Raw genomic sequence first — 26702 nt, 5'->3', positions numbered from 1 at the left:
CTTACGCAGATCCCCGGCGTCCCGATAGGCATGGGCAAGGTTGTTGCGGTTGGCGAGGGTGTCGGGGTGGGTGTCCCCCAAGACCTCCTCGCGCTGCGCAAGGGTGGCCTCCAGTAGCGAAATGGCCTTACCCAAGTAACCCGCTGCCTGATGGGCGCTTGCGAGATTGTTGCGGCTTGTGAGGGTGTGAGGGTGGGTGTCCCCCAGAACCCGCTCACACTGGGCAAGGGTGGCCTCCAGCAACGGAACGGCCTTACGCAGATCCCCGGCGTCCCGATAGGCATGGGCAAGGTTGTTGCGGTTGGCGAGGGTGTCGGGGTGGGTGTCCCCCAAGACCTCCTCGCGCTGGGCAAGGGTGGCCTCCAGCAACGGAATGGCCTTACGCAGATCCCCGGCAGCCCGGTAGGCGGTGGCGAGATTGTTGCGGCTGGCAAGCGTCTGAGGGTGAGTGTCCCCCAAGACCTCCTCACGCTGGGCAAGGGTGGCCTCCAGCAACGGAATGGCCTTACGCAGATCCCCGGCAGCCCGGTAGGCGGTGGCGAGACTGTTGCGGCTGGCAAGCGTCTGAGGGTGAGTGTCCCCCAAGACCTCCTCGCGCTGGGCAAGGGTGGCCTCCAGCAACGGAATGGCCTTACCCAAGTCACCGATGTCCCGGTAGGCGGTGGCGAGATTACTGCGGTTGGCGAGCGTGTGAGGGTGAGTGTCCCCAAGGACATCCTCGCGCTGGGCAAGGGTCGTCATGTACAAGGAGATGGCTCTGCCCAGGTCGCCTGCGGCCTGATAGGCATTGGCGAGGTTCTGGCGGTGGGTCAGAGTGTGGGGGTGAGTGTCCCCGAAAGTCTGTTCGGAGATGGCGACGGTAGCGGTGCGCAGCACAATGGTGTGCGCGTCGCGGCCTTGCCGGTAGAGGTACTGCGCGGCCTGGTAGTAGGTGTCGACCGCTTCGGCGGTGGCGGGGTGTTGGGGTGGTATGGACTCCGCCAGGGCCAGGATGTGAGGGAGCAGGCGTTCCCATGGAGCGGTGGCTTCGGGCTGGGCGTTGTCGGGTGGGGCGGGTAAAGCCTGCTTCACCACGTCTTCCGCCTCGGCACGGCCCGGGGCCGGCCCAGGGACGCCGGTGTCCGATGCGGGTGTCGTGCTCGTGCGGAGGACGGTCTGTACGAGGCGGTGGACGCTGATGCCCTGGCGGTCGTCGGTGAAGGCGATCATGTTGTAGGCGTGGAGTTCGCCCAGGGCGTTGGCCAACGCGATCGTGTCGGGGGCCAGCGGGGCGAGGAGGTCGCGCGGGATGTCGTCGGGGGCCAGCCACGCCATGGTCTGCAGGAGTGTGACCGCCAGCGGCTTTCGCGTTCTGATCGCGGTGAGCGTCTGGCCCCAGATTCGGGCGATGGTCCGTTCGGGGTCGTCGACGTCGTCGTCTTCGTCCAGGACGAGTCCGAGGGACTGGCGGTAGGTGTCGAGGTCGGTGCCGGTCCGGTAGGCGTAGGCGCCGGCCTGTTCCAGTGCCAGGGGCAGGCATCCGAGGTCCTCGGCGAGTTTCCGCGCCGCGTCCCGCTGTTCACCGGTGGGGACTGAGTCCTGGAAGGCGATGGCGCACAGCAGGTCGGTGGCCTCCTCCGAGGGGAGCAGGCCCAGGGCCATTTTGGGAGCCAGTTTGTGCCATCCGGTGGCTCTACGGCTGGTGGCGAGGTGGTGGCCCCGGTTCAGGGTGCCCAGGTAGGGGCGCAAGTGGGCGGGATCCTCGACGTTGTCGAAGATCAGCAGCCAGCCGGGGTGGGCCTGGAGCCAGGTGATCGCCCACGCCGCCCGCTCGTCCGACCCGGCGGTCTGCGCCCATTCCGGGCACAGCTGCGCCGCGATGCCGGCGAGGCCGTTCACGATCGCTTCGGCGGATTCGGCGGTGATCCACCACACCAGCGTGTAGGCGCTGCGGTAACGGTCGGCGTAGTGCAGGGCCAGGGCGCTCTTCCCCACGCCACCCAGCCCGTGGATCGCCCGCGCCCGCGCCCGGGCCGGCTGCACCACCGCAGCCGACCCCTCGCCCGTGAGCATCTCCCGCAGCGCGGTCAGCTCCTGCTCGCGACCGACGAAGACTCCCGACGCCGACGTCGGCAGGAACCCGGCTTCCGGCGGGGCCTGAACGGTGTGGGCCCAGTGCACGGCCTCCTTCGGCAGCACCACGATCCGCGCGTTGTCACCGCTGATCGCCACCCCGATCGACCCGGCCCCCATCGGCCGGTCACCGGTGACCTCCACCCGCACCCGCTCCTGCGGGCCCTGCGCGTTCACTGCTGCGGCGGATGGATGGTGACGTTGTCGCCGGAAGCCGCGATACCGATGTGCTGCGCGCCGACGGCCCAGGTGAGGGCGGCCGCCTCGTACGCGGTCAGCGCGGCCGACGCATACGGCGTCGCCTGCTCCACCAGCTCGACAATCTCCGTGCTCACGAGGGCTCCTGACTGTGCGCCACTACGGGTCGCCGCGCTTGTGCGGGTGACCTAGCGTAGGAATTCGCGATGCTCTGTGAGCACAAAACGGCTAAACCACCTGCTGCGGTTCCACCTCCGGTGATCCGGGTGCCGGACAGGCACATCCGACGGCACGGCCTCATTTCTAACGACCCGGCCTCACTTCAGATGCCGGGTGAAGAACCGGACCGCGGCGTCCGCCGCGGACTGTGGGACGCCGGTGTGCCCGCCCATGTTGGCGTCCAGGGACTTCTCCTTGGATCCGAAGGCGTCGAACAGGTCCAGGGCCGCCTGCCGGTCGTTCCCCTCGTCGTCCCACTGCAGCAGGACATGCAGCGGAATGGTGACCTGCCGGGCCTCTTCGAACATGGCGCGAGGCACGAAACTCCCGGCGAAGAGACCGGCGGCCACGATGCGCGGCTCGACCACCGCCAGCCGGATGCCGATGGAGATCACTCCCCCCGAGTACCCGACCGGACCACCGATCTCGGGCAGCGACAGGAGGGCGTCCAGGGCGGCCCGCCATTCCGGGACGGCCTTGTCGACCAGCGGGAGGACGAGGGCGTCGACGATCTCGTCGCCGACCGGCTCGCCGGCCTCCATCGCCCGGCGCAGGTCGGCGCGCGCCTGCTCGACGGCGGGCCAGCGAGGCCGGTCGCCGCTTCCGGGGAGCTCGATGGTGGCCGTGGCAAAGCCCTCCGCAGCGCAATGCCGGGCCCGGGCCACCAGCCGGGGGTACATCTTGCGCAGCCCGAGGGGAGGGTGGCCGAGCAGGATCAGCGGCGCCGGTGCGGATGCGGACGCGGACGCGGGTGTCCACAGGATGCCGGGGATCTCACCGAGGGTGAATTCGCGTTCGAGGACGCCGCCGTCGAGGCGTTGCCCGGAAGAGACATGCATGGTCGAGCCTTTCGGGAGTGCACCAGAACGGCGCTCCCGGACGACCTGCCTACCGCCCGACCGTGACCCCGGAGGGGAGCACCCATGTCGATACTGCGTTCACGGGTACCACCTCCTCGATCTCTCGCACGGCCTCCGGAAACGTAGCAGCGGCCGTCCTCGCCCCCCAACGGGTTTTCGCGGAGCCCCAGCGGGGACGCCGGGGAGCCGCCACGGATCCGCCACGGATCCGGCACTCGGGAAGCGGCGTCCGATGAGTTTCCGGCGTCCGGCCGGTCTACGGATGCACAAGGGCCGCCCCTGCACCAGGGCCGCCCCGGCCCCCGGACGCATGGGAGACACGATGACCACCGTCGTGATGCACAACGTCGTGTCCGTCGACGGCTTCATCGCCGACGCGGACGATCAGGTCGGACCGCTCTTCGACTGGTACGGCAACGGTGACGTCCCGATCAACCAGTACGCCAAGGTGTCCAAGGCCTCCGCCGACTACGTGCAGCCGGCCATGGCGAAGATCGGGACGCTGGTCGTCGGGCGGCACGTGTTCGACATGACCGACGGGTGGGGCGGTGTGCCGCCGGCCGGTGAGCAGCTGGTGGTCGTGTCGCACCGGCCCCGGCCCGAGGGGTGGCACCCGGACGCGCCGTTCCACTTCGTCGACGGTGTGGAGGCCGCCATCGCCAAGGCCAAGGAGCTGACCGGGGAAGGCCGTGACGTCGGTGTGGCGGCGGGGGACGTCGGCGGGCAGGCGTTCGCGCTCGGGCTGGTCGACGAGGTGGCGATGGACGTCGTGCCGGTGGTGTTCGGCTCGGGCAAGCGGTACTTCGGGTCGGTCGACGCCCAGCACCTGCTGGAGGACCCGCACGTCGTGATCCAGGGCGACCGGGTGCTGCACCTGCGCTACCGGGTCCGCAGGCAGCCGTGACCATGTACGAGGAGAGGGCGACCGGCGTGGACGACGTGGAGCCGCAGACCGCCGCCGGCAAGGTGCTCTGGCACTTCTCGATGTCCCTCGACGGGTTCGTCGCCGGGCCGAACCACACGATGGACTGGATGACGGGGGCGACCTTCCGCCCCGGCCTCAGCGAGGAGTACGCCGCGACGACCGGCGCCGTGCTGGGCGGCCGGGCCGGCTGGGACGCCTACCCCGACCCCACCGGGATCTACGGCGGCGCCTGGCAGGGACCCGTGTTCGTGCTCACGCACCACCCCGAGGACGCGCAGCCCACCCCGGGCGTGACCTTCCTGAGGTGTGATGTCGCCGAGGCGGTCCGGATCGCCCGGGAGGCCGCCGGCGGGAAGAACGTCGAGGTCTTCTCGCCGACCATCGGCCGCCAGCTCCTGGAGCGCGGGCTGATCGACGAGATCGACCTGCACATCGTGCCCGTACTGCTCGGCGACGGGATCCGGCTGTTCGACAACCCCGGGGGTGCGCCCGTACGCCTGGAGCTGCTCCTCGGGGACGACCGCAGGGCCGCGGTGGACGTGCGGTACCGGCCGGTGCCCGCCGAGTGACACGAACCCGCCCGCCCTCCGTCTCAGCGGCCTCGGAAATTAACCGAACTCACGTACAACCCTTACGTCCCGACACAGGTCTCCTGATCGCCGACCACCCGTGAACGCCCGGACAACCCCCGGCGAACACGGACGGTACGGCCTCTCATCGACTGTGGATGTCCGCCAGGCATCCCCGCATGCAGCAGGAGACCTCGCATGCATCAGCACGAGCGCCCCTCCGGGCGCCCGCACGCGCACGCGTCCTCGTACGCGCACCCGCACGCGCACCCGTTCCGCCGCCCCGGCCCTCGCCTCCACCCCCGCCCCCGCTTGCGCCTCGCCCTGGCCACCGCCGCCGCGGCCGCCCTCACGGGCACGCTGCTCACGATCACGGCCGGTACGGCGACGGCCGCGGACCCGACGCAGGCCCCGCGGGCCGACTTCAACCGCGACGGCTTCGGCGACGTGGCGTTCTCCGCCTCCGGCGCGTACGTGGGCGGCAAGAAGGACGCCGGTCAGCTCGTCGTGCTGTACGGCACGAAGACCGGGGTGTCCTCCGCGAAGCGGTCCGTCATCAGCCAGAACACCGCCGGCAACCCGGGCACGGCCGAGAGCGGCGACGCGTTCGGCGCCGACAGCGCCTACGCCGACTTCAACGGCGACGGCTACGACGACCTCGCCGTCTCCTCCCCGCTGGAGGACGTGGGCAGCGACAAGGACGGCGGCGGTGTCGCCGTCCTGTGGGGCTCCGCCCAAGGCATCACCGGCAAGGGCGTAACGATCGCGGACCCCGCCCCCACCAAGCACGATCGCTGGGGCAGGAACCTCGCCGCCGGGGACTTCGACGGCGACGGCGAGGCCGACCTAGCCGTCGGCGCCACCTCCGACGTCATCCACGTGTACAAGGGCGGCATCAGCGCCTCCGGTGCGGCGGTCAAGGGGCGCTACAGCGTCAAGGCGCCGATCCAGGCGTCGGGCGACGGCTCCGGCCCGCTCAACCTCACCGCGGGCGACGTCAACGGCGACCGCCGCACCGACCTGGTCGTCGACGGTTTCGAGACCGCCACGGGCCAGTACTGGAACGCCAACTACCTCCTCTCCGGCACGTCCTCGGGGCTGTCCGCCGCCGGCGCCCGGCCGCTGAAGGCCGGTGTCATCACCGGCATCGGCGACATCAACGGCGACGGCTACGGCGACATCGTCACCGGCATGCACTGGAACCGGACCGACGACGACGGGGTGTCCTTCCCCGGGGCCTCCGACGGCGGCAAGGTGTGGGTCACCTACGGCGCCCCGGACGGCGTCGGCCCCACCACCGGCATCACCCAGAACACCGGCAACGTCCCCGGCAGCTCGGAACGCAACGACTACTTCGGCTACGAGCTGGACCTGGGTGACATCAACGGCGACGGCTACCAGGACCTCGTGGTCGGCGTGGCGGGCGAGAACATCGGGTCGGTCGCCGACGCCGGCCAGCTCGTCGTGCTGTACGGCTCGGCCTCGGGCATCAACACCTCCACCGGCACCCAGTCCTTCGCGCAGAGCACCGCGGGCGTCCCCGGCTCGGACGAGAAGGGCGACTTCCTCGGCACCGACGTGAAGCTCGACGACGTCACCGGCGACGGCCGCGCCGACCTGATGGCCGGCTCGTACGAGAACGACGGCAACGGCGCGGTCCTCTACCTGCCGTCCAGCGGCACGAAGATCACCGCCACGGGCTCCCGCACCGTCTCCCCGAGCGCCTCGGGCGTCTCGACGACGGGCTACCCGAACTTCGGCGCGAACTTCGCCGACTGAGCCACCCCGCATCCCCCGGGGCCGGGCCCTTCCAGGTCCGGCCCCTTCCCACCCGGAGCCCTCCCTTGCGCAAGCGCACCCTCCTCCTGGCCGCCACGCTCACCACCGGCCTGCTCACCGTCACCCCGGCCGCCGCCGCGCCCTCGGGCCTCGCCGGGGACTTCAACGGCGACGGGTACCGGGACGTCGCCGTCGGCGCCCCGTGCACCGACGTGGGCACGATGTCCTGCGCCGGCGCCGTCGTCGTGCTCTACGGCTCGTCGTCCGGCGTCTCGGCCACCCGTAAGGCGATCATCACCCAGAACTCCCCCGGCGTCCCGGGCACCGCCGAGTCGACCGACCTGTTCGGCTCCGCCCTCGCCGCCGCCGACCTGGACCGCGACGGCTACTCCGACCTCGTCGTGGGCGCCACCGGCGAGAGCATCGGCGACCGGGACGGCGTCGGCTCCGGCACCGTCCTGTGGGGCGGCGCGTCCGGCCTGTCCGGCGGCAAGGGCCTGCCGCAGCCGACCGACCTCTCCGAGTGGGGCGGCTTCTCCAGGGGCATCGCGACCGGCGACTTCGACGGCGACGGCGACACGGACGTGACGCTCACCGGCCAGAGCCACGTCCGCCTGTACCAGGGCCCCTTCACCCGCACCGGCGGCCCGCTGAGCCACTACCGCGCCGGCGAGCTCGGCGGCGGGTACGAGGTGATCGCGGGCGACATGACCGGCGACGGCGCCGCCGAGCGCGTCCACCCGCACGCCGTGGACGGCGACTCCGGCGGCCAGATCTGGTACTACCGCTGGACCGGCACGAGCTACAAGTTCGCCGAGCTGCCGAACGCCGACGGCTTCCCCGGCTCGGTCGGCGACATCAACGGCGACGGCTACGGCGACCTCGTCCTCGGTGACTCCACGGACCCGTCCAGCCACAAGCCCGGCGGCCACAAGGGCGGCCAGATCACCGTCTGGTACGGCGGCCCGAACGGCCCCGACCCGGCGCAGACACCGACCGTCGTGCACCAGGACACCACCGGCGTGCCCGGCGCGGGCGAGACCGACGACGCCTTCGGCTCGGCCGTCAGCACCGGCGACATCAACGGCGACGGCTACGCCGACGTCGCGGTTGCCGCTCACGGCGAGGACCTCGGCAACGTGGCGGAGGCGGGCTCCGTGACCGTCCTGTTCGGCTCCGCTTCCGGCCTGAAGACCAGCGGCGCCACGTCCTACACGCAGAACACCAGCGGCGTCCCCGGCACCGCCGAGGCCTGGGACCGCTTCGGCTCCGCCGTCGACCTGACCGACCTCACCAAGGACGGCAAGGCGGACCTGGTCATCGGCGTCGACGGCGAGAACGGCTCCGGCGGCGTCTGGACCCTGCGCGGCACCTCCACCGGCCCGACCACCAAGGGCTCCACGGGCCTGACCGCCGCCGGCGTCTCGCTGAAGGCCGGCAACGGCTTCGGCTCGGTGATCGCCCAGTGACATTCCGTCAGCTCACTCCCGGAGCCCGCATGCGCACCCGTGTCACCGCCGCCGTCCTCGCGGCGGCCCTCACCCCGCTCGCCCTGACCCTGTCCGCACCCGGCGCCCACGCCGCGACCGCCGCCGCCCCGTACGACTTCAACGGCGACGGCCGCGTCGACCTGGCCATCGGTGCGCCGGGGGCCACGGTCGCCGGGAAGGCGAAGGCGGGCGCCGTGTCCGTCGTCTACGGCAGCACGAGCGGGCCGAAGAGCTCGACGCGCACGCTCCTCACCCAGGACACGGCCGGCCTGCCCGGTGCCGCCGAGACCGACGACGCCTTCGGCTCCGCCCTCGCCTCAGCGGACCTCAACACCGACGGCTACGCCGACCTGCTGATCGGCACGCCCGGCGAGGACGGCAGCGACACCAACGACGGCACCGTCACCATCGTCTGGGGGTCCAAGTCCGGACTGTCCGGCGCCCGTTCGCTGTTCAGCTTCTTCAGCACCGACTACGACCGCTACGGCCAGTCCCTGGCCGCAGGCGACTTCGACAACGACGGCGACCTCGACGTGGCGGTCGGCTCCACCGGCCCGGTCACCCTCTCCCTCGTCGCCGGACCGCTGACCAAGTCCGGCCCGCACAACGGTGGTTCGGGCTCCCGCAACGACTCGTGGTCCACCTCGTACGGGATCACCCACGTCTCGTCCGGCGAGATCACCGGCGACGGCCACCCCCGGGTGGTCCTGCACGGCCGCACCGCCGGCACCGACGACGCGACCACCGCCCTGGCCGACCTGGAGATCGGCAACTACAACGACTGGCTCCAGGACCTGCCCGCCGGACACGTCTCGTCCGTGGGCGACATCGACAAGGACGGCCACGCCGACATCGCCGTCGGCAACGACCGCGAGACCTCCGCCGACCCGGCGGGAGCCCTCGGCGGCAAGGTCACCGTCGTCTACGGCGGCCCCGGCGGCCGCGACACCAGCCGCGCCCCGCTCGTCCTCACCCAGGACACCGCCGGCGTGCCCGGCGCCGCCGAGACGGGCGACCGCTTCGGCAGCGACGTCTCCCTCGGCGACATCAACGGCGACGGGTTCGCCGACCTGGCGATCGGCACCGCGGGCGAGAACTCCGCCGCCGGTGCCGTCACCGTGCTGTACGGCTCGGCGTCCGGCCTCACCACCAAGGGCGCCACCTCGTACACCCAGAACACCGCGGGCGTGCCCGGCGGCTCGGAGAACGGCGACCGCTTCGGCGAGCGCGTCACCCTCACCGACCACACCGGCGACCGCCGCGCCGACCTGTCCGTCTCCGCGCCGGGCGAGAACGCCGGCGACGGCGCGGTCTGGTCCCTGCGCGCCACCACCACAGGCCCGACGGCCACCGGCTCCGTCAGCTTCGGCCCGGGCACGACCGGTATCTCCACGGCCGGCACGCCGGGCTACGGCACGGCACTCAACTCCTGATCACGACACCGGGGACTCGACAGATGCGCAAGCGCACCCTCTTCCTGGCCGCGACCCTCACGACCGGCCTCCTCACCACCCTGCCCGCGACACCGGCCACCGCCGCGCCCTCCGGCCTCTCCGGCGACTTCAACGGCGACGGCCACCGCGACCTCGCGATCGGCGCCCCGCTCGGCAAGATCGGCGGCAAGACCGCGGCCGGCTACGTCGCCGTCGTCTACGGCACGGCGAACGGCCTCGACAGCTCCAAGCACCAGATCATCAGCCAGGCCACCGACGGCGTCCCGGGCGTCCCGGAGTCGCAGGACTACTTCGGCGACCGTCTCACCACCGGCGACCTGGACGACGACGGCTACACGGATCTGATCGTGGGCGTGCACGCCGAGCACATCGGCTCCACCGACGACTCGGGCGTACTCACCGTCGTCTGGGGCGGCGCGAGCGGCCTGAAGACCGCGACCGACATATCCGCCCCGCTCCCCGAGAACCGCAACGAGCTGGGCTGGTCCGTCACCACCGGCGACTTCGACGGCGACGGCGACACCGACCTGGCCGCCGCCAACATCGCCTACCCCGAGCTGAACATCTTCAAGGGCCCGATCAGCCGCACCGGCAAGGCCACCGAGCTCACCGGCATCGACACCTCCGCCCAGACCGGTATCAACACCGACAACATCGTCGCGGGTGACGTCACCGGCGACGGCAAGACGGACCTGCTGGTCATGGGCCAAGAAGAGGCCGGCGACGGGTACCGCACCCGTAGCGTGCTGTACAAGGGCTCGGCAACCGGCCTGACGGCGGGCGGCAAGCTCGCCGGGGGCTACGCGGCCGTCATCGCGGACGTGAACAAGGACGGCTTCGGCGACATCGTCACCGGCAACTTCATGGAGAAGTCGACCAGCGAGCCGAACGGCGGCCCCGGCGGCGCGATCACGGTGACGTACGGCGCGGCCGGCGGCCTCAGCACCCGCACCCCCGTCCGCATCACCCAGGACACCACGGGCGTGCCCGGCGCCGCCGAGCGGAACGACCGCTTCGGTTGGAGCCTGTCGGCCGGCGACACCAACGGTGACGGCTACGCCGACATCGCGGTCGGCGCCCCGTACGAGGTCATCGGCTCGCTGAAGCAGGCGGGCACGGTCACGGTGCTGCGCGGCTCGGCCTCCGGCCTGACCGGCAGCGGCGCCAAGTCCTTCTCCCAGGACACCGCGGGCGTCACCGGCACCGTCGAGGCGTACGACTCCTTCGGCTACGCCGTGCGGCTCACCGACGCGAGCGGCGACGGCCGCGCGGAGCTGGCGGCGAGCGCCTCCGCCGAGAACACCGCTGACGGCGCGGTCTGGCTGCTGAAGTCCACCGCGTCGGGCGTCACGGCCACCGGGTCCAAGTCCTTCGGCGCCGCGACCGTGGGTGGCCCGGCGGGCGACGCGTACTTCGGTGACGTGCTCGCGGGCTGACGCCCAGGTGAGGTCGGGGCGGCATACCCGTACGGCCGAACCCCTACAACCCACGGACACCCCAAGGCCCTTACCCCCTAGGGGATGTCACAGCTCGGCCGCAAAGCCGGGCCCGGAAGCCCGGGCCCGGCACGCCACCGCCCGGGACCAGGTACGTTCGAAGACGTGGCTGGATTCAGGATCGGACGCGGCCGGAACAACGGCGCTCCTCAGACGCGACCGCACAACCCTCCGAACGGGCAGCAGACGCCGCAGGGACCGTCGTACGGCTACCCGCCGGCGCCGCAGCCGTACCCGCAGCAGCAGCCGCCCTACGGCAACGGCGGCGGCCCCACCTGGCCGCAGTCGAACGCCGGGCGGCCGGGCGGCGGCTACGGCGACCAGGGCGAGCCGGAGTACTTCGGCGACGGCGCGTACCCGCCCGGCCCGCAGGGCCCGCACGACCCGTACGCGGCGAACAACCCGGGCCACACCCAGGCCTTCTCGGTCGGCGAGGACCCCTACAGCCAGGGCGACACCTACCGCGCCGGCTCGGCCGCCCCGCCGCCCGGCCCGGTCGGCCCGCGCCTGCACTGGAAGGCCCTGCTGAGGGGCATCGTCCTCGCCCCCAAGCAGACGTTCCTCCAGATGCGGGACTACACGATGTGGGGCCCGGCCCTCATCGTCACGTTCCTCTACGGCCTGCTCGCCGTCTTCGGCTTCGACGGCGCCCGCAAGGATGCGATAAACGCCACACTCTCGAACGCCATCCCCATCGTCCTGACGACGGCGGTCGCGATGGTGATCAGCGCGTTCATCCTGGGCGTGGTCACCCACACCCTGGCCCGCCAGCTCGGCGGCGACGGCGCCTGGCAGCCCACGGTCGGCCTGTCCATGCTGATCATGTCCCTCACGGACGCCCCCCGCCTGGTCTTCGCCATGTTCTTCGGCGGCGACGCGACGTTCGTGCAGATGCTGGGCTGGGCCACCTGGGTCGCGGGCGGCGCGCTGCTGACCCTCATGGTCGGCCGCTCCCACGACCTGCCCTGGCCGAAGGCGCTGGGCGCGTCGGCGATCCAGCTGATCGCGCTGCTGTCGATCGTGAAGCTGGGCACGGTCTGAGGTCTGCCGCACGGCATGAGGTCTGCCGCACGGCATGAGAAAAGGGGCTCCCCGTCCGGGTAGCCCCTTTCTTGACGGCTCTTGCGGCCTCTGGTCTCAGGCGTCGAGCACCTGGTCGGCCCGCCGCACCACGGGCGGCTCCACGGACCACGGGAAGTTGATCCACTCGTCCGTCCGCTTCCACACGTACTCGCACTTCACGAGCGACTGGGACTTCTCGTAGACGACGGCGCTGCGCACCTCGGCGACGGTGTCGAGGCAGAAGTCGCGGACCAGCTTGAGCGTCTTGCCGGTGTCGGCGACGTCGTCGGTGATCAGCACCTTCTTCTCGGAGAAGTCGATCACGTTGGGGACGGGAGCGAGCATGACGGGCATCTCGAGCGTCGTCCCCACCCCGGTATAGAACTCGACATTCACGAGGTGGATGTTCTTGCAGTCGAGGGCGTAGGCGAGCCCGCCGGCCACGAAGACACCGCCGCGGGCGATGCTGAGCACTATGTCGGGCTCGTACCCGTCGTCGGCGATGGTCTGCGCGAGCTCGCGCACGGCGACACCGAACTGCTCGTAGGTCAGGTTCTCGCGGACGTCACTCATGCTCGTCTCGCTCATGCTCGGTCACTCACACCTGGGTCCGATGGAAGTTGAGGAAGGACCGGGAGGCGGTCGGCCCCCGCTGCCCCTGGTAGCGCGACCCGTACCGCTCGCTCCCGTACGGGAAGTCGGCGGGCGAGCTGAGCTTGAACATGCACAGCTGCCCGATCTTCATCCCCGGCCACAGCTTGATGGGCAGGGTGGCGAGGTTGGACAGCTCAAGGGTGACGTGCCCGCTGAACCCGGGATCGATGAACCCGGCCGTCGAATGCGTGACCAGCCCGAGCCGCCCGAGCGAGCTCTTCCCCTCCAGCCGGGAGGCGAGATCGTCGGGCAGCGAGATGACCTCGTACGTACTGGCGAGCACGAACTCCCCGGGATGCAGGATGAACGGCTCGTCCCCCTCCGGCTCGACGAGCCGGGTGAGATCGGCCTGCTCGATCGAGGGGTCGATGTGCGGGTACCGGTGATTCTCGAACACCCGGAAATAGCGGTCGAGCCGCACGTCGATGCTCGACGGCTGCACCATCGACTCGTCATAGGGATCGATGCGTACCCGCCCGGCATCGATCTCGGCCCGGATGTCCTTGTCTGAGAGAAGCACGCCCCGAGGATACGCAAGGCGCGCGGAGCGACCACAACCGGACGTCTCCGCGCGCCTGCCTGCATGCTTCCGGCGGCCCGTGCCGCTACCGCATCTGCCGCATCTACCGCTTCTCGTAGCTCACAGGCACCACACTCCGCAGCCGCGCACATCGCGGACAGCGAAGCAGCCGGCCGGGGCCGAGCCGGTCGGCCTGCTGCATCGGGAACGAAGCGGTGGTGAACACGTGCCCATCCGCACAACGGACGACGGTGCGCTCCATCAAGTCCAAGAGTCCCTTCCCCAAGAGCCGCGTCGGGCTGCTGCTTGCCTGACGACAAAAGCCACAGTACGGGATCAAAGGGACGGCCCTCTAGGCGGCACTCCGGTCCCGCCCGGACCATCGCCAGGGCCCCACCGTACGCCCCAACTCCGGCCACCCGCAGCCGCATCCCGCCCCCTGAAACGCTCTCAGGCTCCACGGCATGAACACCGGGAGCCTGACATGAGGTAAAGTGGCGACCGTTCGGACACCGACCCCGGTCGGCGTCTTACGCGGGTGTAGTTTAATGGTAGAACATCAGCTTCCCAAGCTGAGAGCGCGAGTTCGATTCTCGTCACCCGCTCCATGGCAAACCCCCAGGTCAGAGACCCGGGGGTTCTTTGTTGTGTAGACCGGTGGGCCGGTCGCGCACCACAACCGCACCATTAGCTCTCGGCAGCCTCCTCGCTGTGGTGCGCGGGGTCGTCCTTGTGGGACTTCGCACGCTCGGCGTGGACCAGGCCGTCTCAGCGCGGCCTTCCCGGAGGACTGCCCGGCACGGACGGAGGTCGTGGAAGCGGAAGCCGTCCGGGCCCTCCAGCTGCCCGTCTCGGCGCTGGATGATCGCCCGGTTCAGTGCCACGCTTCCGACAGGCGCCGCGTGACGACCGAGCTGAAAATGCGCACGCCGCGCGTCGAGCCGGGGTCGATGCCGGTGAGCTCCCGCACCCGCCGGAGGCGATAGTCCAGGGTGCGGGGGTGGACGTTGAGGGCTGCCGCCGTGGCGCCGCGGTGCATGTCGTGGCGATAGTACGCGTCAAGCGTGACAAGGAGGTCCGGACCGGGCCGCAGGCTCCGGTCCACGGCGTGGAGCCATTCGTCGACGAACGGCGCGTCCGCAACGGCGAGTTCGACGAACACGTCCGACACGGTGTGCGGCCGCAGCCGAGCGGACGCCCGTCGCAGCGGCGCCGCCCTGCTGATCCGCCGGGCCAGGTCGAGGGCGTCGGCAACCTCGGACAGCGGTGAGGTGGCGGTGCCGGCGGCGCAGGGGCGACCGAGAGCCTGGGCGAAGTCCTGTACGAGATCGGATACGAGTTCGGGCTGGGGGTCGGTTACGGAGTGCGGCTGTACGGTCTCGGCTGTACTGGGCCCCTCAGACGCCTCGGGTGTGGGGGGATGCAAGGGAATCAGGGCAATCAGCTCACCGCTCCTGCTTCCACTGCCCGGGCACCACATGATCGGCGCGTGGTGGGTTTTCACCAGCGCCTCGATCTCGCTTTCCAAGTCGCGATCGCCGACGGGACGGTCCGGCACCCGGATCACGGTCACCGCGCAGCGCTCGGGCAGTTCCATGCCCAGTGCCGAAGCGAGTTCCGCCGATATGGGGTCTCCGTTCAGCAACGACCTGGCCAGCAGGGCGGCCTGCTCGACGTACGGCAGACGGTGTCGCAGCGCCGTCACGAATCCCTGACTGTAGGCACGGATACCGCGTTCTCCCTGCAGGGCAAACCAGTTCATCATCCGCATGAGTTCGTCGACGCCGACGCCGCGCTGAGCTTCGGTCGCTTCGTTGATCTCGCGCAGCATGAGTGAGGTGTGCAGTCTCAGGACCCGCTGCCGTGCATCGAGCGGCATCCCCGCTGCGGCCCGCGCCTCGCCGATCGCCGCGATGTAGCCGAGGTCGTCATCGCTCAATGCGCTGTTGTCCGGGGACAGTTCGACCGTACGGCGCCGCAGCCACAACGCGTACTCCAGCGTCTCGGCCCGCGCCCGGGAGTTCGTGTCCAGGAACCCGAACTCCGGGATCTCGCGCGCGTACGCCTCGACCTCCCGGCGCGCGTTCGCCGACGCCTGCCGGGCCAACTCGGCGAAGAAGCTCCCCATGGGCGCGAGCATGCCCTTCCGGTCGAAGAAGCCGACAGGGGAAATCCGGACGGCATTTATCACTCTGCGCACATCGGAGACGACCGTGTCTGGGGCGCTTTGTCACAGTGCGCAAAATCCTTGGATCGGGACATTCCCATTGCCTGCTCCACTTGTGGAGGCACTGTGAACTGGCCTTAATGGGAACCGCGTACCAGCCCGTGGGGGAACACCACAGCGATCATTCCGGCCATCGCTCCGGATCAGCGCGGGAATCGGTACGGAAATCTCTCATCTGCGCGCCACTCCATGGTGCTTGTTCAAACGGGAGGGAAACACCGATGAAAGCAGGAACGAGAAAGAGAATCGCGGCGGCGGTGGCGGTCATGGCCACGTCGACAGCGCTCATGCTGAGCGCGCCGGGCAGTGGCTCGGCCGCTCCCGCCGCCACTCCCAGCCTGCGCGCGTTCGGGATCACAGGTGACGGCACCCAGATGGCCACGTTCACCACCGACCGGCCGAACGTGCTCGACTGGGTCAGGGACGTCGTCGGGCTCAGTGGCGACACGGCTTTGATCGGCATCGACTTCCGGGTGCAGAACGGCCTGATGTACGGCGTCGGCAACAAGGGCGGCATCTACACGATCGAGACCCCGCCGGCCACCACGGACGTCGTGATCACCAAGGTGTCCCAGCTCCAGTACACGCTGCACGGCACGAACTTCGGCGTCGATTTCAACCCGGCCGCCGACCGGCTGCGTGTGATCAGCGACAACGGCCAGAACCTGCGGCACAACCTCAACGACCACACGACCGTCCAGGACCTGAACCTCACCACCCCGCCGATCGAGGGCACGACCAAGGGCGTCTCCGCCGCCGCCTACACGAACAACGACCTCAACGGGGCCACCGCGACCACCCTGTTCGACATCAGCACGACCAGCGACCAGGTCCTCATCCAGTCCCCGGCCAACAACGGCACGCTGGCACCGACGGGCAGCCTCGGCATCGACGCGCAGATCAACGCCGGCATGGACATCTTCAGCACTCTGTCGGGTGGCAAGACGGTCAGCAACGCCGCCTTCGCCACTCTCGCCGCTTCCGGCGCCAACAGGCCCTCCCTCTACAGCGTCAACCTCTTCACCGGCGAGGCCACGCTCGTGGCCGACGCCGCCAAGGCCAAGTTCCCCCTGAACATCACGGACCTGGCCATCTCCCTCACCGGGAGCTGAGCCCCTCCCCAGGTCACTTACTCGCCGCGGCCCGGCTGCTCCCGGGCCGCGGCGAGCCCGAGACGTGTCCTTCGGGCACACCCTGTCGCGACCCTCTCTGATCGGGCTGCCCTGGGCAGCACGCCTGGCACATGGTCCGCGAGTGCCGGCCGGAGTGGTGGTGGGCCATGTCAGGTCAGTGGCGCGCCTGACCTCTTGGCCAGCAGTTGGCCACCTGTTTTACTTCGCGCATGATTACGGGCTTGATCACGGGGCTCTGTGTCCTCGTTGGCTCGGTGATCGGGACGATCCTCGTGGCACGGCGAGCGCGGCGGACAGCTGCTCGGGCCGAAGCAGGGGAAGCCGTCGTCTTCCAGGTCGGGGCCAACCTGCCGGACGAGGGACGCCGATACAGCCTTGGCCGGGTACCGGCCGGAAGTGAGTTCCGGTGGATGCCCCGCTGGTCGTGGACGCGGCTGCGTGAACTCCCGACAGATCTACGCTGTGTCTCCGCACGCGCAGCGACCCTTCGCGAAGCGCTGTGGCTCCCGAGCGGCGCGCTGGTGATCGAGTGTGAATCGTCTGCGGGGCCTGTACGACTGTGGGTCCGTGCGGAACATGCGCCGCACGTTGTAAAGATGATCCAGCGTACGGATACCCCGAACTTGTCGAAGCCTTGACAAGGTCCGGCCGACCGGCGCCCTACCAACGAGGCACCTCATGACTGACTGCCTGGCTGCCGCCATGGAGTCGGACCAGCCCAGAACCGCTACGCGGACCCGTCCGCCTGGGACCGGCTCCACGCCGACCTCGGCATACGGCATGAGCTTCGCCGAGTGGCTGTACCGCTATCTGATCGGCGAGGACATGGGCGGGCCCAACAGCTCCGCTTTCTACCCAGGTCCCGTGAAGCTCGAACACCTTCCGATGACCGCCGACGAACGTCCCGAGCCCTGGTACGGCCCGGACCGCGGGATGTGATGCGCCAACCGCACGGGCAAGAAGTGGCAGCCCGAATGAGACGACCTCCGAGGCTTGTCCCGTTGCTCCTGACTCCGGGGGCGTGGGTGCTGGCATGATGACGTCCGTGACTGCATGCAGAAAGGCCGATGCCGCGTAGACGGCCTGGCGCCCTGCGCGTCGAGCAGCGCGGTCCTCGCAGCTCGGAGGGCCCGCCGCCGGATCGGGTCCACGGGTTCTCCGGCCGCACGAGCCTCGCGATACATCGAGTAGAGAGGCTGTCGGCCGACTATTACGTCCATCCCGGTGCCACGGACCGTGCGCTGCGGCGGTACCGAGCTTTTCTGGAACCGCATGGACGTCGGCCCCTGTATCCGCAGCACGCGGAGTGCTCGTGCCGCGGCTGTTCCTTCGACGACGTGAGGCATGCCCGCGACGTGCTCGAGCTGGTCCTGGAGCAGCTGCCTGTCCGGGCTCGTGCCGAGCTGGGGCGCCAAGTGGTCTGCATGGACAGGGTGTACCTCAAGCGCACTCTTCCCGACCCGTTCGCCGACCGCCGGCAGTGGCGCTCCGGCCTTTGGTGGCGTCGTCGGCTCGCGGGCTAGGACCGGGCACTGACAATCCTGGACCGTCAGCCGTACTCGGGCTGCCACATGGCGTCCTGGATCTGCTGGATCACGTCGTCGAGGCGGGCCCGGGCGACGCCCTCCTCGGCGGCGCGGCGGGCGACGGCCGCGGCCACCACGGCCGAGGAGGTGCGCAGGTTCCGCACCTCCGGCAGCAGGGCGGCGCCGGGCTCCGACAGGTCGGCGAGGCCGGCGACGGCTTCCGCCGCGGACTGGAGCATGCCGTCGGTGATCCGCTCGGCGCGGGCCACCACGGCGCCCAGCCCCAGCCCGGGGTAGATGAGGGCGTTGTTGGCCTGGCCGATGACGTACGTGGTGCCGTCCAGCTCCACCGGAGGTACCGGGATGCCGGTGGCGACCAGGGCCTTGCCGCCGGTCCACCGCAGCACGTCCTCCGGCATGGCCTCGATCTTCTCCGTGGGGTTGGACAGCGGCAGGACGACCGGCCGGTCCACGTGGCGGGCCATGGAACGCACCACGTCCCGGGTGAAGGCCCCGTGCCGGGTGGAGGTTCCCACCAGCACGGTCGGGTGCACCCGATCCACCACACCTGCCAGGTCGGCCGGCCTGTCGTCGGGCCACTCGTCGTCGGGTCGCGCGTAGGGACGCTGGTAGTCGCGGAGTCCCTCGGTGGACTGCCGCAGCAGGCCCTGGCGGTCCAGGCACCAGATGCGGCGGGTGGCCTCCTCGCGGTCCAGGCCGTCGCGGACCATGGCGTCGCGCAGCTGGTCGGCGATGCCCACGCCCGCCGTCCCGGCGCCGAAGACCACGATCCGCTGGTCCCGCACGGGCGTGCCGGTGACCTGGGTCGCGTTCATGACGCAGGCCAGCGTGATCGCGCCGGTGCCCTGCATGTCGTCGTTGAAGGTGCAGGTCTTCTCGCCGTACTGCTGGAGGATGCGGCGGCCGTTGCCGGGGCCGAAGTCCTCCCAGTGCAGCAGCGCCTGCGGGAACAACTCGCCCACCGCCTCCACGAAGGCGGCGACGAACGCGTCGTACGCCTCGCCGCGCACCCTGTTGTGCCGGTTGCCGACGTACAGCGGGTCGTTGAGCAGCGCCTGGTTTCCGGTGCCGACGTCGAGCATCACCGGGATGGCCCGCCCCGGGTGGATGCCCGCGGCGGCGGTGTAGACCGCCAGCTTGCCGATCGAGAGCTGCATGCCGCCGACGCCCCAGTCGCCGATGCCGAGGAGTTGCTCCGCATCGGTGGCAACGAGCAGGTCGACGTCGTCGGGGCCGAGGGCGAGCGCCTCGAACGCGGGGCGGATGTCCTGGGGGCGGTCGATGGAGAGGTAGACGCCGCGCGGGCGCCGGTATTCGTGGCTGTAGCGCTTGACCGCCTCGCCCACGGTCGGGTCGTACACGATCGGCAGCAGCTCGGTGAGGTGGTCGCAGAGCAGCCGGAAGTAGAGGACCTCGTTGCGGTCGTGGAGCTGCTCCAGGTACACGTTCTTCGCCAAGTCGTCCGGCTGGGCATGGAGTTGCTCCCAGGCGCGGCGGGTCTGAAGCTCCAGAGAGAGGACTGCGGGCGGGAGCATCCCGACCAGGCCGTGGCGCTCCCGTTCCTCCTGGGTGAAGGCGACTCCCTTGTTGCGCAGCGGGTCCGTGAGCAGTGCGTGACCGTCCGGTTGCCCGCGGCTGGTGTGGCTCTTCCCGGGATTGCCCTTCCCGGGATGGCTCTTCCCGGGGTGGTCCTTCCCCCTCCCCTGGTGGTCGTTCTGTGCGCGGTTGCTGGACGGGGCCATCGGATCTCCTTGCGTCGTACGACTGCCGTAGGGGCTGGTTTCCGGCCAGGCGCCCCGGGTACCCCGGTCGGCGTGACAGGCGCACCGGCGCCCATCCCTTTGCCGCACGTTGACCCGGTGCAGCGATCCCCGCGATGAGAGAAGAGGGGGATTTCCCCATGTCCAAGCCCGCCCAGCAGCAACAGCCCCCGGGCACCGAAGCGGACCTTCGGCCCCAGGCCGACCACGGTGAGCACACCTACCGCGGCTCGGGCCGCCTGGCCGGGAAGGCGGCGCTGATCACCGGGGGTGACAGCGGTATCGGCAAGGCGGTCGCGATCGCCTACGCCCGCGAGGGTGCCGATGTGCTCCTCTCGCACCTGGACGAGGAGGAGGACGACGCCCGCGACACGGCGCGCTGGGTGGAGGAGGCCGGCCGCACGGCGGTCCTGGTGCCCGGTGATCTGAGCGATCCCGCCCACTGCCGGGAGGTGGCGGCCCGGGCCGTCGAGGCGTTCGGTCGCATCGACGTCCTGGTCAGCAACGCGGCGTTCCAGATGTTCCGCGACTCGATCGAGGAGATCCCCGACGAGGAGTGGGACCACACGCTGGCGACCAATCTCAGCGCCATGTTCCACCTCTGCAAGGCGGCCGTGCCGCACATGAAGTCGGGTGCGTCGATCATCGCGTCCACCTCGGTGAACTCCGACTCGCCGCCTCCGGGCCTGCTGGCGTACAACGCGACGAAGGCGGGCATCGCCAACATGGTCGGCTCCCTGTCCCAGTCGCTCGCCGAGCGGGGCATCCGGGTCAACAGCGTCGCCCCGGGGCCCATCTGGACGCCGCTGATCCCCGCCACGATGCCGCCGGAGCAGGTCGAGGACTTCGGCGGCCAGACACCGCTGGGACGGGCCGGGCAGCCGGCGGAACTCGCCCCCGTGTACGTCATGCTCGCCTCGGACGAGGCCGCGTACGTCTCGGGCGCGCGCATCGCCGTCACGGGCGGCCAGCCCATTCTCTGACACCTCGTCAGGGAGCTTTCCCTCAGCAACCAGGAGTGACCGTGGATTGGTACCCCTTGCGGCTGACCACCCCGGTCAAGCAGCACGTCTTCGGCGGCCGGGCCCTCGCCGAACGGCTGGGCCGCACCGGCCTGCCCGACGGCCCGGTCGCCGAGACCTGGGAGGTCAGCGATGTGGACGGCGAGGGAGCGCGGGTCGCCGACGGCTCGCTGGCCGGCCGCACGCTGCGCCGGCTCGTCGAGGAGCACCCCGACGAACTCGTGGGGCGCGGCTGGCGCGGCCCGCGCTTCCCGGTGCTGACCAAGTTCATCGACGGCACCGGCGCCCTCCCGGTCCATCTGCACGCCGACGACGACACCGCCCGCCGGCTGGAGGGCGAGCCCCACGGAAAGACCGAGGCGTGGCACGTCCTCGACGCGGCCCCGGGAGCCACCGCCCTGGTGGGGACGCAAGCCGGTGTGGACCGGGACACGCTGCACCGGGCCCTGCTCGCACAGGACTTCGACGCGGTCATGCGCCGGCTTCCGGTGCGGGCCGGGCAGACCGTCTACGTGCCCGGCGGCACCCTGCACAGTTTCGGCCCCGGCACCCTCGTCCACGAGATCGAGCAGACCTCCGACATCCAGCAGCACGCCATGCGCCGGCACATGGAGGACGGCTCGGAACTGGACGACGAGGAGTGGCACACCAACCTCGGACGGCTCCTCGACGAGTGGCGTCCCGGACCACGCCCCGAGTTCCACTCCGGCCTGAGCGTCCAGGTCGACGACGGCGTGGAACGCACCGTGCTGTGCGCCGGCCCGTACTTCGCCCTGGAGCGGTGGCGGGCGGGCACCACGGCCCCACTGGTGCACGACTTCTCCACCGCGCTGGTCGTCAGCAACGCCGGTGCCCCGGTCACCGTGGAGTCCGGTGGCCGGTCCGAGCGGCTCGGGCGGGCCAGGAGCCTGCTGCTGCCGGCGGCGCTGGGCCATGTACGGATCGAGGGGCCCGCCGATGTCCTCATCGGCTACCTGCCCGACCTGGAACACGACATCCGCACGCCGCTGCTCGCGGCCGGGCACGGGGCCGCCGCCGTGGCCGCGCTCGGTGAGGGCCTCACCGAGCCACACACGTAGAAAGCACGCGGAAAGCACGCGGAAAAGCACGTAGAAGGAGCTCCATGGGCACCATCACCACCAGCGACGACGTCACGCTCCACTACGAGGAACAGGGCACCGGCCCCCCTCTCGTCCTGATCCACGGCTGGGGCTTCAGCGGCCGCTTCTTCACCCGCAACGTGGACGCCCTGGCCGAACACGCCCGCGTCATCACCGTCGATCTGCGCGGCCACGGTGACTCCGGCAAACCCCGCCACGGCTACCGCGTGTCGAGGCTGGCCAAGGACCTGTTCGACCTCCTCGAAGAACTCGACCTGCGTGAGGTCACCGTCCTGGGCTGGTCACTGGGCTGCCCGGTCATCTGGAGCTATCTCGAACTCTTCGGCGGCCACCGCCTGGCCCGGGCGGTGTACGTCGAGCAGGCACCCCGCCAGTACTACGCGCCGGACTGGCCGCACGCACACGCCACTTGCTACGACGAGCCCTCCCTGGCCGCCCTGCAGACGCAGCTCACCTGCGATCCCCCGGCCTTCGACGAGGACCAGATCCACACGGTCTTCGCCACCGAACCCACCCCGCCGGAAAGGGAGTTGCTCCTGGCCGAGATGGCCAAGTCACCCGCGTTCGCACGCAACGCGCTGATGGCCGAGCACACCCGCCACGACTGGCGCGACCTGCTGCCCACGCTCCGGCTGCCCGGCCTGGTCCTGGTCGCACGCCAGGACCAGGTGTTCCCGTGGCAGGGCCCCGCCTGGGTCGGCGAGGCGCTCCCGGATGCCCGGACCGTCTTCTTCGAGCACAGCGGCCACGGGCTGTTCTTCGACGAGCCGGAGAAGTTCCACCGGACGGTCACGGGGTTCCTGGCCGACAACTGTGCCGAGGCGGACGTACTCGTATGACTCTCACGGACAGCACCACACCCCCGCTCGCCTTCCCCTACGGCGTCAACCAGTTCACCACCATGCCCTGGTCCTTCGAGGAGGACCTGACGCACTACGCCGACCTCGGTGTCGAGGCGATCGAGCTGTGCGAGACCAAGCTCGACGACGACCATGACCGCGCCAAGGCGCAACTCGCCTCCGTCGCCGAGGCGGGACTGCCGATCAGCTCGGTCCAGCCCCTCGTACGGACCGTGTTCCCCAGCGAGACCCAGCCGGGCCCCGCCGCCCGGCGCGACCGGCTGGACCGCTTCCGCCGCAGCGTGGAGCTGATCGCACCGTTCGCCCCGGGCGCGGTCTTCGTCACGAACACCGGGCCGGCGCCCGACGGGAACCTGCACGAGGCGATCCGCCAGGTCGTCAACCATCACCGCGAACTGGCGGACATCGCCGCCGGCCACGGCGTACGCATCGCGCTGGAACCCCTCAACCCCGTCCTGGTCAACGCGGAGACCGCCATCTGGACCTACCGGCAGGCGCTCGGCATCGTCCAGGAGGTCGACCGGGAGAACGTGGGCGTCTGCCTCGACCTGTGGAACCTGTGGCAGGACCCGGACTTCGTCCCCCACCTCGCGGACGCCCCCGACCGCCTGTTCCTGCTCCAGGTCAGCGACTGGCGCACACCGCGCTCGCGGATGGACCGGCGCAGTGTCGGCACCGGTGACATCCCGGTGGGCCGACTGCTGCACGCGGCCCACGGCGTCGGCTACCGCGGCCCCTGCGTCCTGGAGATCTTCTCCGACGACGTGCCGGACTCGCTCTACGAGACGGACCTGGACGAGCTCCTGCGCGCCAACCGGACGGCCCTCGAGTCGGCTTGGCGGGCCGGCTGAGCGCGGGCGGGAGCGGCCGTCCGTGCCCTCGGCCCTTTGCGGGAGTCCCTGCGAAGGCCACGGCCCCGGTTCAAGCCCGCCTCCCGTCGGCTCGCCCGTCAGCCGGTCCCGCACGAAAGCACCAGACCGCACCCGCCCGTCGCGCTCTCACAGGCGCCGTCTCCCACGGCCAGTACGGCGCGCGTGCCGGGGGCACCGTCGAGGCCGGCACCGAGGGCATCGCCGCCGCCACGGGCAAGGTCATCACGGCCGCGGCGGCCATCTCGCCCGGCCGTGATGCAGCTCCTCGGTACCCGCGCCTGGTGGCTGCCCGCCCCGCTGGCCCGGCACCTGCCGACGGTGGCGCTGGAACGGCCGGCCGGCGAGTGACCCGGCACGGACGGATCTCCTGGTACCGCAAGGGGCCGCCCAGGTGACCGCAGGTGTCCGTGGGGAGCACCGGCTCGGTTCCACGACGCGTCACTCCTATCGTGGAACATCAGCGATGGGACGGTCGGGCCGAGGTGGGCAGCACATGAGGAAACCGCAGATCGACTATGCGGCGGTGTTCCGGGCCCTCCCCGGCATGGTGGCGCTGCTGACTCCGGACCTGGTGTACGCCGACGCCAACGAGGACTTCCTCCGGCTGGCCGGGCGCACCCGCGAGCAGTTGGTGGGCCGCTACATCTTCGACGTCTTCCCCGAGAACCCCAACGATCCGGCCGCGGCCGGCATGCGGGAGACCGAGGCGTCGATGCTGCGGGTGGTGGAAACCGGTGAGCGCGACACCATGGCGCTGCTGCGCTACGACATCGAGGACCGCGAGCGTCCCGGCCACTGGGTGGAGCACTTCTGGAGCCCGGTCAACGCCCCGGTGCTGGACCGGGACGGAAACGTGGTGCTGATCGTGCACCGGGTGGAGGAGATCACCGAACTCATCCGCGCCCGCGGCGCCGCGGACAGCGACAGCAGCCGGGCCCGCGTGCTGGAGGCCGAGCTCTACACCCGCGCCCGTGAGCTGCAGGAGCTCAACGAACGCCTGCGCCGGGCCCAGGCGCGCGACCGCGAGGTCGCCCTCGCCCTGCAGGAGGCCATGCTGCCCGCTCCCACTCCGGTCGGGCATCACAGGGCAGCCGTCCGCTACCGGCCCGCCATCGGGACCCTGAACGTGTGCGGCGACTGGTACGACCTGGTCGACCTGCCCGGCGACCGGATCGCGGTCGCCGTCGGCGACGTCGTCGGCCACGGCCTGAGAGCCGCCGGCGTCATGGGTCAGCTGCGCAGCGCGCTGAGCGCGGCCGCCCGTGTCGCCGACGGCCCCGCCCGGGCCCTGGAGGCCCTCGGGCTGTACGCCCGCCATGTCGAGGGAGCCGAGTCGACCACCGTGGTGAAGACCTACGTCGACTGGGACGCCCACACCCTCACCTACAGCAGCGCGGGCCACCTTCCGCCCGCCCTGCTCCGGCCCGACGGCACCGTGACCTTCCTCGACCAGGCGACCGATCCGCCTCTGGGTGCCCGCCCCGAACACGTCCCGCGGCCGCAGGCCGACCTTCCCTTCGCCGAGGGGGACATCCTGGTCCTCTACACCGACGGCCTGGTCGAGCGCCGCGACGAGGACATCGACGCCGGCCTGGCCCGGCTCGCCGACTCCCTCGTCCGTCACGGGCGATCCGGCCCGGAGGCCCTGGCCGACGCCCTCCTGGCCGATCTCCTCCCACCTGGTGGCAACACCGACGACACGGCGCTGGTCGTCATACGCCTGTGACCGGGAAACATCCCAGGCCACACGGCGAGACAGCGATGGGCAACCGGCGCGGTCAGCGGGCGGCGAGGAGCTCCAGTGTGTCGATCACGCGGTTCGAGAAGCCCCACTCGTTGTCGTACCAGGCGACCACCTTGACGTGGCGGCCCTCGACGCGGGTGAGGGCCGAGTCGAAGATCGACGAGGCCGGATTGCCCGTGATGTCGGACGACACGAGCGGGTCCTCCGAGTACTCGAGGATGCCGGCGAGCGGCCCCTGGGCCGCGGTGCGGTACGCCGCCAGCACGTCGTCGCGCGTCACGTCGCGGGCGACGGTCGTGTTGAGTTCGACGATCGAGCCGACCGGCACCGGTACGCGGATCGAGTCGCCCGACAGCTTGCCGTCGAGGTTCGGCAGCACCAGGCCGATCGCCTTGGCGGCGCCGGTCGTGGTCGGCACGATGTTGACGCCGGCGGCACGGGCGCGGCGGGCGTCGCGGTGCGGACCGTCCTGCAGGTTCTGCTCCTGCGTGTAGGCGTGCACCGTCGTCATGAACCCGTGCTCGATACCGGCGAGTTCGTCGAGGACCGCGGCCAGCGGCGCGAGCGCGTTGGTGGTGCAGGAGGCGTTCGAGACGATCGTGTGCACCTCCGGGTCGTAGGCGTCGGTGTTGACCCCGAACGCGAGGGTGACGTCGGCGCCGTCCGACGGGGCGCTGACCAGGACCTTCTTCGCGCCCGCGTCGAGGTGGGCGCGGGCGGCCTTGGCCGAGGTGAAGCGGCCGGTGGCTTCCAGGACGATGTCGACACCGAGTTCGGCCCACGGCAGCTGCGCCGGTTCGCGCTCGGCCAGGACCGTGATCCGGCGGCCGTCGACGACCAGGGTGTTCCCGTCGGCGGTCACCGGCCGTCCGAGCCGGCCGGCCGTGCTGTCGTAGGCGAGCAGCCGGGCGAGCGTGGCGGGTTCCGTCAGGTCGTTGACGGCGACGACCTCGAGGGCGCTGTCGCGCTCCAGCAGGGCGCGCAGCACATTGCGTCCGATGCGGCCGAATCCGTTGATGGCGATGCGAGTCATGAGTGGTGTCCCTTCCCTTCCCCACCAGGCTCGCCCGCGGCTCGC

General features: G+C 70.7%; 22 protein-coding genes and 1 tRNA gene. 15 read left to right on the top strand and 8 right to left on the bottom strand.

Features of this window, described 5'->3' with window-relative positions:
- From fxsT to ACZ3I3_RS01650, 3 genes are all read right to left on the bottom strand, one after another.
- The coding region (gene fxsT, locus ACZ3I3_RS01660) for an FxSxx-COOH system tetratricopeptide repeat protein (RefSeq protein ID WP_467361689.1) at positions 1–2256 on the bottom strand (2256 nt) is incomplete at its 3' end.
- 29 nt (positions 2257–2285) lie between these two features.
- Positions 2286–2447 carry a hypothetical protein gene (locus tag ACZ3I3_RS01655; RefSeq protein ID WP_467361688.1) on the bottom strand — a complete coding sequence of 54 codons (162 nt, stop codon included), beginning with the start codon at positions 2445–2447 and terminating at the stop codon, positions 2286–2288.
- A 180-nt stretch (positions 2448–2627) separates the two neighbouring features.
- Positions 2628–3368, bottom strand: a complete 741-nt coding sequence (locus ACZ3I3_RS01650; protein ID WP_467361686.1) for an alpha/beta hydrolase — start codon at positions 3366–3368, stop codon at positions 2628–2630.
- 343 nt (positions 3369–3711) lie between these two features.
- Here ACZ3I3_RS01650 and ACZ3I3_RS01645 point away from each other — a divergent pair, with 343 nt between their 5' ends.
- The 7 genes from ACZ3I3_RS01645 to ACZ3I3_RS01615 all read left to right on the top strand — a co-directional run bounded on the left by ACZ3I3_RS01645 (position 3712) and on the right by ACZ3I3_RS01615 (position 12143).
- Entirely contained in the window at positions 3712–4293 is a 582-nt protein-coding gene (locus ACZ3I3_RS01645; RefSeq protein ID WP_467361684.1) for a dihydrofolate reductase family protein, read from the top strand.
- A 2-nt stretch (positions 4294–4295) separates the two neighbouring features.
- Positions 4296–4883, top strand: a complete 588-nt coding sequence (locus tag ACZ3I3_RS01640) for a dihydrofolate reductase family protein (protein WP_467361974.1) — start codon at positions 4296–4298, stop codon at positions 4881–4883.
- A gap of 198 nt (positions 4884–5081) precedes the next feature.
- Entirely contained in the window at positions 5082–6662 is a 1581-nt protein-coding gene (locus ACZ3I3_RS01635) for a VCBS repeat-containing protein (RefSeq protein ID WP_467361682.1), read from the top strand.
- 65 nt (positions 6663–6727) lie between these two features.
- Positions 6728–8131, top strand: a complete 1404-nt coding sequence (locus tag ACZ3I3_RS01630) for an FG-GAP-like repeat-containing protein (protein ID WP_467361681.1) — start codon at positions 6728–6730, stop codon at positions 8129–8131.
- Positions 8132–8160: 29 nt separating this feature from the next.
- Positions 8161–9585, top strand: coding sequence for an FG-GAP-like repeat-containing protein (locus tag ACZ3I3_RS01625; protein ID WP_467361680.1), 1425 nt, complete (start codon positions 8161–8163; stop codon positions 9583–9585).
- Positions 9586–9608: 23 nt separating this feature from the next.
- The gene (locus tag ACZ3I3_RS01620) at positions 9609–11042 is read left to right on the top strand and encodes an FG-GAP-like repeat-containing protein (protein ID WP_467361679.1); all 1434 of its coding nucleotides are present in this window, start codon (positions 9609–9611) and stop codon (positions 11040–11042) included.
- Positions 11043–11126: 84 nt separating this feature from the next.
- Entirely contained in the window at positions 11127–12143 is a 1017-nt protein-coding gene (locus tag ACZ3I3_RS01615) for a Yip1 family protein (RefSeq protein WP_467361677.1), read from the top strand.
- A 96-nt stretch (positions 12144–12239) separates the two neighbouring features.
- On the opposite strand, the gene ACZ3I3_RS01610 is transcribed toward ACZ3I3_RS01615, so the two are convergent.
- Positions 12240–12737, bottom strand: a complete 498-nt coding sequence (locus tag ACZ3I3_RS01610) for a phosphoribosyltransferase (RefSeq protein WP_029180629.1) — start codon at positions 12735–12737, stop codon at positions 12240–12242.
- 25 nt (positions 12738–12762) lie between these two features.
- Complete coding sequence (gene dcd, locus ACZ3I3_RS01605) at positions 12763–13338, bottom strand: dCTP deaminase (protein ID WP_356922402.1); 576 nt, start codon at positions 13336–13338, stop codon at positions 12763–12765.
- Between the two features lie 534 nt (positions 13339–13872).
- Between dcd and ACZ3I3_RS01600 the strand changes: the two genes are divergently transcribed.
- Positions 13873–13946, top strand: a tRNA-Gly gene (locus tag ACZ3I3_RS01600).
- A gap of 266 nt (positions 13947–14212) precedes the next feature.
- On the opposite strand, the gene ACZ3I3_RS01595 is transcribed toward ACZ3I3_RS01600, so the two are convergent.
- Positions 14213–15466 (bottom strand): PucR family transcriptional regulator, encoded by a 1254-nt coding sequence (locus ACZ3I3_RS01595; protein WP_467361675.1) that lies wholly within the window; start codon positions 15464–15466, stop codon positions 14213–14215.
- 365 nt (positions 15467–15831) lie between these two features.
- On the opposite strand from ACZ3I3_RS01595, the gene ACZ3I3_RS01590 reads away from it, so the two are divergent.
- The gene (locus ACZ3I3_RS01590; RefSeq protein ID WP_467361673.1) at positions 15832–16677 is read left to right on the top strand and encodes a DUF4394 domain-containing protein; all 846 of its coding nucleotides are present in this window, start codon (positions 15832–15834) and stop codon (positions 16675–16677) included.
- 699 nt (positions 16678–17376) lie between these two features.
- A complete protein-coding gene (locus tag ACZ3I3_RS01585) occupies positions 17377–17637 on the top strand; it encodes a hypothetical protein (RefSeq protein ID WP_467361671.1) in 261 nt (86 codons plus the stop codon).
- A 610-nt stretch (positions 17638–18247) separates the two neighbouring features.
- Here ACZ3I3_RS01585 and ACZ3I3_RS01580 read toward each other — a convergent pair.
- The gene (locus ACZ3I3_RS01580; RefSeq protein ID WP_467361669.1) at positions 18248–19987 is read right to left on the bottom strand and encodes an NAD-dependent malic enzyme; all 1740 of its coding nucleotides are present in this window, start codon (positions 19985–19987) and stop codon (positions 18248–18250) included.
- 158 nt (positions 19988–20145) lie between these two features.
- Between ACZ3I3_RS01580 and ACZ3I3_RS01575 the strand changes: the two genes are divergently transcribed.
- The 5 genes from ACZ3I3_RS01575 to ACZ3I3_RS01555 all read left to right on the top strand — a co-directional run bounded on the left by ACZ3I3_RS01575 (position 20146) and on the right by ACZ3I3_RS01555 (position 25606).
- On the top strand, positions 20146–20988 hold the full coding sequence (locus tag ACZ3I3_RS01575; RefSeq protein ID WP_467361667.1) for an SDR family oxidoreductase: 843 nt from the start codon (positions 20146–20148) through the stop codon (positions 20986–20988).
- Between the two features lie 41 nt (positions 20989–21029).
- The gene (locus tag ACZ3I3_RS01570; protein ID WP_467361665.1) at positions 21030–22106 is read left to right on the top strand and encodes a type I phosphomannose isomerase catalytic subunit; all 1077 of its coding nucleotides are present in this window, start codon (positions 21030–21032) and stop codon (positions 22104–22106) included.
- Between the two features lie 44 nt (positions 22107–22150).
- Positions 22151–22987, top strand: a complete 837-nt coding sequence (locus ACZ3I3_RS01565; RefSeq protein WP_467361663.1) for an alpha/beta fold hydrolase — start codon at positions 22151–22153, stop codon at positions 22985–22987.
- The gene (locus ACZ3I3_RS01560) at positions 22984–23859 is read left to right on the top strand and encodes a sugar phosphate isomerase/epimerase family protein (protein ID WP_467361661.1); all 876 of its coding nucleotides are present in this window, start codon (positions 22984–22986) and stop codon (positions 23857–23859) included. Before ACZ3I3_RS01565 ends, ACZ3I3_RS01560 begins: the two co-directional genes overlap by 4 nt.
- Positions 23860–24373: 514 nt before the next feature.
- Positions 24374–25606 carry a PP2C family protein-serine/threonine phosphatase gene (locus tag ACZ3I3_RS01555; protein WP_467361659.1) on the top strand — a complete coding sequence of 411 codons (1233 nt, stop codon included), beginning with the start codon at positions 24374–24376 and terminating at the stop codon, positions 25604–25606.
- Positions 25607–25658: 52 nt separating this feature from the next.
- On the opposite strand, the gene gap is transcribed toward ACZ3I3_RS01555, so the two are convergent.
- Complete coding sequence (gene gap, locus ACZ3I3_RS01550) at positions 25659–26657, bottom strand: type I glyceraldehyde-3-phosphate dehydrogenase (RefSeq protein WP_467361658.1); 999 nt, start codon at positions 26655–26657, stop codon at positions 25659–25661.
- Positions 26658–26702 lie beyond the last annotated feature (45 nt).

The organism is Streptomyces sp. NPDC016851 (assembly GCF_055562795.1).
Note: the sequence above shows the minus strand (reverse complement) of the source record. Positions and strands in the feature narration are given on the sequence as shown.

Excerpts from the sequence above, each read along its gene's own strand:
- ACZ3I3_RS01555 (WP_467361659.1), top strand. The coding sequence starts at position 24,374 with ATGAGGAAACCGCAGATCGACTATGCGGCGGTGTTCCGGGCCCTCCCC.
- ACZ3I3_RS01615 (WP_467361677.1), top strand. The coding sequence starts at position 11,127 with ATGTCACAGCTCGGCCGCAAAGCCGGGCCCGGAAGCCCGGGCCCGGCA.
- ACZ3I3_RS01645 (WP_467361684.1), top strand. The coding sequence starts at position 3,712 with ATGACCACCGTCGTGATGCACAACGTCGTGTCCGTCGACGGCTTCATC.
- ACZ3I3_RS01650 (WP_467361686.1), bottom strand. The coding sequence starts at position 3,368 with ATGCATGTCTCTTCCGGGCAACGCCTCGACGGCGGCGTCCTCGAACGC.
- ACZ3I3_RS01585 (WP_467361671.1), top strand. The coding sequence starts at position 17,377 with ATGACTGACTGCCTGGCTGCCGCCATGGAGTCGGACCAGCCCAGAACC.
- ACZ3I3_RS01560 (WP_467361661.1), top strand. The coding sequence starts at position 22,984 with ATGACTCTCACGGACAGCACCACACCCCCGCTCGCCTTCCCCTACGGC.
- ACZ3I3_RS01620 (WP_467361679.1), top strand. The coding sequence starts at position 9,609 with ATGCGCAAGCGCACCCTCTTCCTGGCCGCGACCCTCACGACCGGCCTC.
- ACZ3I3_RS01575 (WP_467361667.1), top strand. The coding sequence starts at position 20,146 with ATGTCCAAGCCCGCCCAGCAGCAACAGCCCCCGGGCACCGAAGCGGAC.
- ACZ3I3_RS01590 (WP_467361673.1), top strand. The coding sequence starts at position 15,832 with ATGGCCACGTCGACAGCGCTCATGCTGAGCGCGCCGGGCAGTGGCTCG.
- ACZ3I3_RS01640 (WP_467361974.1), top strand. The coding sequence starts at position 4,296 with ATGTACGAGGAGAGGGCGACCGGCGTGGACGACGTGGAGCCGCAGACC.
- ACZ3I3_RS01595 (WP_467361675.1), bottom strand. The coding sequence starts at position 15,466 with ATGGGGAGCTTCTTCGCCGAGTTGGCCCGGCAGGCGTCGGCGAACGCG.
- ACZ3I3_RS01635 (WP_467361682.1), top strand. The coding sequence starts at position 5,082 with ATGCATCAGCACGAGCGCCCCTCCGGGCGCCCGCACGCGCACGCGTCC.
- ACZ3I3_RS01610 (WP_029180629.1), bottom strand. The coding sequence starts at position 12,737 with ATGAGTGACGTCCGCGAGAACCTGACCTACGAGCAGTTCGGTGTCGCC.
- ACZ3I3_RS01565 (WP_467361663.1), top strand. The coding sequence starts at position 22,151 with ATGGGCACCATCACCACCAGCGACGACGTCACGCTCCACTACGAGGAA.
- gap (WP_467361658.1), bottom strand. The coding sequence starts at position 26,657 with ATGACTCGCATCGCCATCAACGGATTCGGCCGCATCGGACGCAATGTG.
- ACZ3I3_RS01580 (WP_467361669.1), bottom strand. The coding sequence starts at position 19,987 with ATGGCCCCGTCCAGCAACCGCGCACAGAACGACCACCAGGGGAGGGGG.
- ACZ3I3_RS01625 (WP_467361680.1), top strand. The coding sequence starts at position 8,161 with ATGCGCACCCGTGTCACCGCCGCCGTCCTCGCGGCGGCCCTCACCCCG.